General features: G+C 68.3%; 7 protein-coding genes and 1 pseudogene. 2 read left to right on the top strand and 6 right to left on the bottom strand.

Features of this window, described 5'->3' with window-relative positions; genetic code table 11:
- The 6 genes and pseudogenes from VJS38_RS06390 to VJS38_RS06365 all read right to left on the bottom strand — a co-directional run.
- Positions 1 to 351: pseudogene (locus VJS38_RS06390) on the bottom strand (hypothetical protein); the annotation flags it as partial.
- 31 nt (positions 352 to 382) lie between these two features.
- Entirely contained in the window at positions 383 to 3,250 is a 2,868-nt protein-coding gene (locus tag VJS38_RS06385; RefSeq protein ID WP_324087320.1) for a hypothetical protein, read from the bottom strand.
- A gap of 105 nt (positions 3,251 to 3,355) precedes the next feature.
- On the bottom strand, positions 3,356 to 4,216 hold the full coding sequence (locus VJS38_RS06380; RefSeq protein WP_324087319.1) for a flagellin: 861 nt from the start codon (positions 4,214 to 4,216) through the stop codon (positions 3,356 to 3,358).
- 185 nt (positions 4,217 to 4,401) lie between these two features.
- Positions 4,402 to 4,692, bottom strand: coding sequence for a hypothetical protein (locus tag VJS38_RS06375; RefSeq protein ID WP_324087318.1), 291 nt, complete (start codon positions 4,690 to 4,692; stop codon positions 4,402 to 4,404).
- A 119-nt stretch (positions 4,693 to 4,811) separates the two neighbouring features.
- Positions 4,812 to 5,648 (bottom strand): flagellin, encoded by an 837-nt coding sequence (locus tag VJS38_RS06370; RefSeq protein ID WP_324087317.1) that lies wholly within the window; start codon positions 5,646 to 5,648, stop codon positions 4,812 to 4,814.
- Positions 5,649 to 5,937: 289 nt separating this feature from the next.
- Positions 5,938 to 6,774: a flagellin gene (locus VJS38_RS06365; RefSeq protein WP_324087316.1), complete on the bottom strand. Its 837-nt coding sequence runs from the start codon at positions 6,772 to 6,774 to the stop codon at positions 5,938 to 5,940.
- Between the two features lie 279 nt (positions 6,775 to 7,053).
- On the opposite strand from VJS38_RS06365, the gene VJS38_RS06360 reads away from it, so the two are divergent.
- The gene (locus tag VJS38_RS06360) at positions 7,054 to 7,686 is read left to right on the top strand and encodes a helix-turn-helix domain-containing protein (protein ID WP_324087315.1); all 633 of its coding nucleotides are present in this window, start codon (positions 7,054 to 7,056) and stop codon (positions 7,684 to 7,686) included.
- The coding region (locus VJS38_RS06355; RefSeq protein WP_324087314.1) for a biotin/lipoyl-binding protein at positions 7,683 to 8,136 on the top strand (454 nt) is incomplete at its 3' end. The genes VJS38_RS06360 and VJS38_RS06355, both read left to right, overlap by 4 nt.

Genomic DNA, 8,136 nt, shown 5'->3' with positions numbered 1-8,136 from the left:
GAGCGGGGTCACCGTCTGGGCCCCGGGCTGGCCGGCTGCGAGTTCGCCGCTCGCGTCGAGGCCGACGTCGAGCGCATCGCTGGCCACGCCGTTGCGCTGGGCGCAGTCCTTGAGCGTCAACTCGCCGACCAGCAGGCCGTTGACGAAGCAGCGCAGCGGCTTGGCCGCATCGATGCGGCCGACGTTCGCCCCCGCGGCGTCGATCACCAGCCCGCCTTGCGAGGCCGGCGGCGGCGGCGTGCGCTCGCCGTGGTGGCCGCGGACCAGGGCGAAGGCGATCAGGCCTCCCGCCGCCAGCGCAACCAGGGCGCCCACGAGGGCGAACCGAAGGCGGGGTTGGGCGAGATCCATGTACACCCGCTAGACTGCGGGCGCGCCGGATTCAACCCGTGATGCCGAACAGCGAGAGAGTCGAATCGGCGCTGCCGCCGCTCGAGCTCGAGCCGCCGGTCAGGCGGTCGAGCGCCGCCTGGTAGTTGGAGATCTGCGCGGTCATGTAGGCGGGTACCGAACTCGAGCTCGAGCCCGAAGCGCCTGAGGCCGCAGGCTGCTGCGACTTCGGCGTGGCGGCCGCGACGAGGTCCTTGTAGGCCTGCCGGATCACGTCCTGGGCGCTCGCCAGCTCGGCGAGCGCGTGGCCCACCTGATCGTCGCTCGACAGGTTGAGATCGGTCGGAAGGCTCAGCCCATAGATGTTCGGCTTGCCGTCGGCGGCCACGGTCTTGCCGCCCGCGGTGGTGGTCGTCGCCCGGACGACGCCGACCGGGATGCCCAGCCCGCCCAGCGCGTCGGTGTCGCCCTTCCCGGCTCCGAACTGCAGCACCGCGTTGTTCGTCACCGGCTTGATGGTCAGCTGATGGCCGCCATCCGCCGAGGCGGTCACCTGCACATCGGCCGTGAAGCCGGAGGCGCGGCGGATCTTCAGCGCCAGGGTGTCCAGCGTGTCCGTGGCGTCGATCGTCACCGTCTGCGGCGCGCCGCCGTTCGAGGAGACGGTGAACTGGTCGCCGGCGCGCACGGAGCTCACCGCCGTGATCTGCTGGGTGGCGTCGAAGTTCAAGGTCCCGGTGGGCAGGCCCAGCCGGTCGAGCACGCTGGCCCCCTGGGGCGCCACGGCGATGGCGGTGGGCGCGGCCTTGCCGCTGGTCCCGGTGAACCGGCGCGACCAGTCGACCGTCCCGGCGTCGACGTCGAGGTTGGCCAGGAAGCCGTCCTGGGTCCCCACCGGCGCCTGGCCGTCCGGCAGGTCGGCGCCGGCGGCGCCGGCGAGCCACACTTGGCCGTCCGACACCGCCATGGCGGTGGCCTTGTCGGCGCCTGAGCCGCCGTAATAGGCGAGCCGGTCGGTGGCGCTGGCGTTGAGGTCGGCGCTGATCCGCGCGGCGAAGGCGTCGAGCCCGCCGGAGGCGGCGCTGGTCACGGTGTCGACCGCGAGCTGCGGGTTGCCTGAGGTTCCCCCCACCACCAGCTGACCGTTGGAGTCCAGCGCCAGGCCGACGATGTCGCCGCCCTCGAGGTCGCCGAGGTCGCGGGTGTTGGTCTGCACCGGCGTCTCGCCGGAGACGTCGAACTGGCGCAGCACGGCGTGGCCGTTCTCGTTGCTGGCGACCGTCACCGTATCGCCGTCGACCACCAGCCCCTTGGGCTTGTCGGCCCCGCTCGTCCCGAACCCCTGGGTGAAGACGGTCGTGGCCTTGCCGGTCGCGCTGGTGGCGAAGGCTTCGATGTAGCCGTCCCAGTCGCCCTGGGCCGCGCCGCCGCCCGGCATGGCCGACTTGGTCTGGCCGGCGACATAGACCGTGTTCCCGTCGGCGCTGAACGCCACCTGATTCACCTGGTCGTCCTGGCTCGCGCCGCGGCGCTGGGTCCAGACCTCCTGGCCGTCGTTGTCGAACAGGGTGACGAAGCTGTCGGCCGAACCCGCATAGGCGCCGGTCACGCCGGAGTTGAGCGCGCCGTTGGTCGCCCCGTCGAGCGTCCCGCTGACCGAGCCGCCGATCGCCACCTTGCCGTCCGCCGAAACCGCCAGGCTCAAGCCCGTGGCCGAGTTCGAAGCGCCCAGGGTGCGCGTGTAAACGAGGTGGCCCGCGGCGTCGTACTTCAGGAGGGCGACGTCCTGGTCGCCCTTGATCGATTGGCCGTCCACCGTGCCGTCGACGTCGGCCAGCATGTAGACCGAGCCGTCCGGGCCCACCGCCTGAGCGTGGACCGTCTTCACATTGGAATCGAGCCCGTTGGCGAACACCCGCCCGTCGACCCAGTTGGCCTGGCCGGCGATCCGCGCCGGATCCGGCACGGTGTCGGTGTCGGTCTGGAACTTCAGCAGCTGCTGGGAGACGGTGCTGTCGTTGGTCTTGGAATTGTGGTCCGGATCGGGATCGCCGACCTGCTGGGCCAGATAGACCGCGCCGGCGGTCTGCGGGGCGCTGAAGTTGACCGTCTCGCCGGTCCCCGCCGTCACCTTGAGCCCCCACTGGTCCGACCCGGCCGGCAAGGTGATGGTCTGCGAGCCGGCGGTGATCTTCTGCGGCTGTCCGGGGGTGCGCACCGTGCCGAAGCGGGTCTCGACGCCGGCCGCCTTCAGCTGGTCGTTGATGTAGTTGACGACGTTGGCGATGCTGCGCGTCTGGTCGGGCATGGCCGACAGGTCGATCGGCACGTCAAAGGTCTGTTTGAGCCGCGTGACCTGGATGTCGAACTGCACGTCGCCTTCGAACGCCGGGACAGAGTCCGAGGCCGAGGTGGCGAGCGGCGGGGTGTCGTACTCCGTCGCCTGGTTCGGCACGGTCAGCTTGGTCTTGTCGGAGGCGTCGGTCTCGCCCTGCGTGACCCGGATCTTGTCGAAGCTGGCGGCGCCTATGTAGCTCGACACCTCGGCCATGCCTTTGAGGAAGGCCTTCTGCAGCTCGGTCTTCTGGATGCTGCTCGTGCCCGCGGCCTTGATCTGGTTGGCCATGTCGCTGAGCGTGCCCAGCCCCTGGTAGAGGGCGAACAGCTTCTTGTAGTCGGCGCTGGCCCCCGGCAGGTCGAGCTGGGCGGCGCTCTCGTCGACGATCTTGTGGCCGGCCAGGGCGGAGGTGACGTTGGCGCTGGCCTGCTGAGCGGTTTCCTGGGTGTTCCAGGGCGGCGTCGGCGCGACCTTGCTGCTGGTCGCGGAGCTCGAACCCGAGCTGGAGCCCGACGAAAGCGGCACGCCGGCCTTCGCCTGGTAGTAGCCCAGCAGGATGCTCGAATCGATCCCGATGACCATCGAACCGCTCCGCGGGCGAGATCCCGCACTTCGACGCTAGTCGCAGCGCCGGTTACAATCCGTTAACGCGCGGGTTCAATTCGGTCAGGCGCGCGGACTGCCGGCCTACTTGAAGAGCTGCAGGATCATCTGCGGCGACTGGTTGGCGATCGACAGCGCCTGGGCGCCCAATTGCTGCTGGACCTGCAAGGCCTGCAGCGAGGCGCTTTCCTTCGCCAGGTCCGCGTCGACGAGGTTGCCGACGCCGGCCTGCAGGGTGTCGGTCAGCTTGCCCACGAAGTCGGAGTGCGAGGTGATCTGCTTGGCCTGCGAGCCAAGCGAGCCCAGCGCCTGGTTCACGTTCTGGATCGACTGGTTGAGCTGCGCCAGCACCGCGGTGGAGATCGTGACGCTGTCCAGCGAGGAGCCCACCGACATGGTGATGATCTGGCCGGCCCCCGGCCCGCCTGTGCCGGCCAGGCTCATGTCCTGGGTGGAGAGCGTGATGTAGGAGCTCGCGGCGGAATTGGCGAGGAACTGAATGCTCGTCGCGCCCGATCCGCTCAGCCCGTTCAGCAGGTTGGCGCCGTCGAACGCGGCGTTGTCCGTGACCTGACCGATCTGCCGCAGGATCGACTTGAATTCGGAATCGAGGGCCGTCCGCGAGGCGGTGTCGATGGAGGTGTCCATCGCCGCGACGACCTTTTCCTTCAGCTGCACCAGCAGGTCCGAGACCGTCGCCCCCGCCGTCATCGAGACTTCGGCGATCGAGTTGGCCCGATCCAGGCTCATCTTGACCGCGCCGAGCGCGCCGATGTCGGCGCGCTGGTTCTGGGCGATCGACCAGACCGCGGCGTTGTCCTGGGCCGTGGCGATCTTCAGACCGGTGTTGATGTGGTTCTGGACTTCGCCGATCTGGTCGTTCGTCTTGTTAAGGTTTTGCAGCGCAATCAGCGCAGGCTTGTTGGTGTGCACGCTGATCGACATGACGGATTCTCCTAGTCGTCTCTCGCCCGACTCGCTTCGCCCGAGTCGCGTGGGCTTCCAAGGAGGCTAGGAATTTTATGGTAATCGAAAGGTTAACGACGAACGCCGCCGCCGGGCTTCCGGGGCGGTTTCTTTAACCATGAGGCCGATCCCGTTAAGGCTTTCGGCGGCCAGGAAACGAGCGATCAGGCCTTGGTGCGGATCACGCCGCCGGCCTGGTAGTTGGCGTCCTCGCGCATCCGCAGGACTTCCTCGCGCGGGTACTGCTGGACCACCTCGCCGGTGCGGGAGTTGACCGTCTTGTAGACGTAGCTCTGCGCGGCGAGATCCTCTTCGATGATCAGCCGCAGATTGACCTCCTCCTCGTTCGGGAGGACGCTGTCCGATTGCGCAGCCGCGCCCGAGGCGCCGGCGGCCGCCCGGCGGCCATAGGGGTTCTCCGGGGGGACTGCGACGGGGACTACCTTGTTCTGCATGCTCCTGTTCGCTGGCGCGGAGCGTCAGCGCTCCTCTGTCATGCACGAACGGCGGGAAGGTCGCCCTCCCCGCCGCCATGCGTGCGCGAGCCCCGCCAAGGGCCCGCGCGGCTTTGGCCTTAGCGGAAGAGGCCGAGCAGGATCGACGAGGACTGGTTCGCGATCGACAGGGCCTGGACGCCAAGCTGCTGCTTGGTCTGCAGGGCCTGCAGCTTCGCGCTTTCCTTCGCCAGGTCGGCGTCGACGAGGTTTCCCACGCCGGCGTCGATCGAGTCCTGCAGCTTGCCGACGAAGGTCAGGTGCGAGGACAGCGCCTTCGAACCGGTGCCCAGCTTGGAGAGCGCGCTCGACACATTCGTGATCGCCGTGTTGACCGTGGCGATCATGTTGGTGGCGGCCGTCTGGGTGCCGATCGTGGCCGTCGTCGACAGCCCGTTCAGCGCGCCCGTGCCGCCCAGCGACAGATCCTGCGCCTGCACCGAGATCACCTGGGTGCCGTCGGCGTTGGCGAGCGCCTGGATCTGCGCGCCGCCGTTCTTCAGCATATTGGCGCCGTTGAAGTCGGCGTTGTTCACCGCCTTCGTGATCTGGTCGCGGAGCGACTTGAAGTCGTCGTTCAGCGCGATCCGGCTGTTGGTGTCCAGGGTGGTGTCGGAAGCGGCCAGGGCCTTCGACTTCATCTGAAGCAGCAGGTCCGAGACGCTTTCGCCGGCCGACAGGGCGACGTCGACGGTCGACGAGGCGCGCTGCAGCGAGTCCTTGACGGCGTCCAGCGATTGCGAGGTCGCACGCTGGTTCTGGGCGATGGCCCAGACGGCGCCGTTGTCCTTGGCGCTCGCCACCTTCAGGCCGGTGTTGATCCGGGACTGGGTGGTCGCGAGTTCGTTTTGGGTCACGGCCAGGTTTTGCAGCGCGGCCATGGCGCTGACATTCGTATTGACGCTGTTCATAGACATACGACTGTACCTTTCTCAGGGACCGGCGTCGTTTTGACTGCCGGGGGCTTTTTGCCCGGCAGTCTTTGCAGCAAGGCAGGCGCCAACCCGGCAAAGCTTGCCGCGCATCACAAGCCACTGAAATCACAGTATTATAGGTCTGTTATCCAAGGTTAAGCCCGGCAGCTTTTGCCGAGCGCCTCGCCCGCGCACTGCAATTCTTGCCCAGCGCGGTCGGCAAAACTTGCCGGTGGCTAGGCAAGAAAAAGCCGGGCGGCCCCGAAGGACCGCCCGGCCGCGACTGTCCGGCCTATTTGAACAGAGACAGGATGCTCTGCGGCGCCTGATTGGCGATGGACAGCGCCTGGACCCCGAGTTGCTGCTTGGTCTGCAGCGCCTGGAGCTTTGCGCTATCCTTCGCTAGGTCGGCGTCGACCAGGTTGCCCACGCCGGCATCCACCGTGTCTTGCAGCTTTCCAATGAAGGTCAGGTGCGAGGCCAATGACTTCGACCCCGTGCCGAGCGCCGACAGCGAAGCCGAAACATTGATGATCGCCTGGTTGATCGTGGTGATCATCCCGAGCGCCAGCGACTGGGTGCCGATGGACGACGTGTCGGTCAGCGCCGACAGCGCGCCGGTTCCCAGATCCATCGGCTGGGCCTTGACCGTGATGGTCGCAGTCCCATCCGAATTGGCGAGCGCGGCGATGTCCGTCGGGTTGCTCCCCTTCAGCATGTTCGCGCCGTTGAATTCCGCGTTGTTCACGGCCTTCCGGATCTGGTCGCGCAACGAGACGAAGTCGTCGTTGAGCGCGACGCGGCTGTTCGTGTCGAGGGTCGTATCCGAAGCCGCCAGAGCCTTTTCCTTCATCTGAAGGAGCAGGTCCGAGACGGACTCCCCCGCGGCAAGCGCCACATCGACGGTCGATTGACCGCGCTGCAGCGAGTCCTTCACGGCGTTCAGCGACTGCGACGTGGCCCTCTGGTTCTGGGCGATAGCCCAGATTGCGCCGTTGTCCTTCGCACTCGCCACCCGCAAGCCGGTGTTGATGCGTGTCTGAGTGTCGGACAGCTCCTTATCGGTCGCATTGAGGTTCTGGAGCGCCACCATGGCGCCCACGTTCGTGTTCACTGAATTGTACAGCATCGCGTCGCATCCATTCTGGAGGGGTTCGGCCAGCTTCGGCTGGCGGGCGATTTTTCGCCGGACGCTGCATCGCAAGCCGCGGGCCAGGCAGCAGGCGACTGTTTTTATTAGGCTTATGGCCTCAGAACGACGAACTCGGCATGGTTAACGAATGCCGATCGGCACATGCTGCCCAGCGCCCCTGCCCCACACTTCCCGCCCTGACCGCTTCGCGGTCTGTCCCTCCCCATCAAGGGAGGGATGTGCTAATAACTGACGGGTCAGTTATCAGGGGCCGTGATGTCGGGCGAACCACGCTTCCGGCGACGCAAGGCCGACCGGCCGGCGGAGATCGTGGCGGCGGCGCTGGCGGTGTTCGCCGAGAAGGGCTTTGCGGCGGCGCGGCTGGAGGAGATCGCCCGCCGCGCCGGGGTCTCGAAGGGCGCCCTCTACCTCTATTTCGCGACCAAGGAAGAGCTGTTCCGCGCCGTCGTCGGCCAGGCGATCGCGCCCAATGTGCTGGGCCTGCGCGACATGTTCGCCCAGCATCCCGGCCCGTTCCGCGACCTCCTGCGCCTGGTCGCCGAGCGCCTGACCGCGGCGGCCGGCGCGCCGGCCTTCGGCGGCGTGGCCAAGATGGTGATCGGCGAGGCGCGCAACTTCCCCGAACTCGCCCGGGTCTGGCACGACGAGCTGGCGGCCCAGGCGCTGGACGCGCTCGCCGCGGCCATCGCCGCCGCCCAGGCCCGCGGCGAAGTGCGCCCCGGCGATCCGCGCGCCTACGCCCTGCAGATCGCGGCGCCCTTGGTGATGGGGGTGATCTGGCGCGAGACTTTCGTCCCCGTGGGCGCCCCGTCCTTCGACCTTGCGGCCCTCGCCCATCAGCACGTCGAGACCCTCGCCAGCGGGCTGCTTCAGGAGACCGCCCGATGAAGCGCCCGCCTCCGCTCGTCCTGCTCCTGCTGCTCGCGGCGGCCGTGCTGATCGTCGGCCTTGCGCTCGCCCCGCGCTTCCGACGCGCCCCCACGCTCTCGGGCTACATCGAGGGCGAGCCGCTCTATCTGGCGGCCCCGGTCGCAGGCTCGGTCCGCTCGGTCTTCGTGGTGCGCGGCGCGCAGGTGACGGCCGGCCAGCCGCTGTTCGTCGTCGATCCGCAGCAGCTGCAGGCCCAGCGCGACCAGGCCGCCGCCGAGCTCGCCGCCGCCAGGGCGCAGGCGCAGGACGCGCGCAAGGGCCAGCGGCCGGTGGAGCTCGCGATCCAGGACGCCAACATCGCCGCCGCCGAGGCCGAAGCCCGCGACGCCGCCGTCCAGTACCGGCGCGTGCAGGAACTCGCCCGCGCCGGCGTCAATTCCCAGGCCCAGCTCGACGACGCCCGCAAGG

The organism is Phenylobacterium sp. (assembly GCF_035276905.1).
GTDB lineage: Bacteria > Pseudomonadota > Alphaproteobacteria > Caulobacterales > Caulobacteraceae > Phenylobacterium.
Note: the sequence above shows the minus strand (reverse complement) of the source record. Positions and strands in the feature narration are given on the sequence as shown.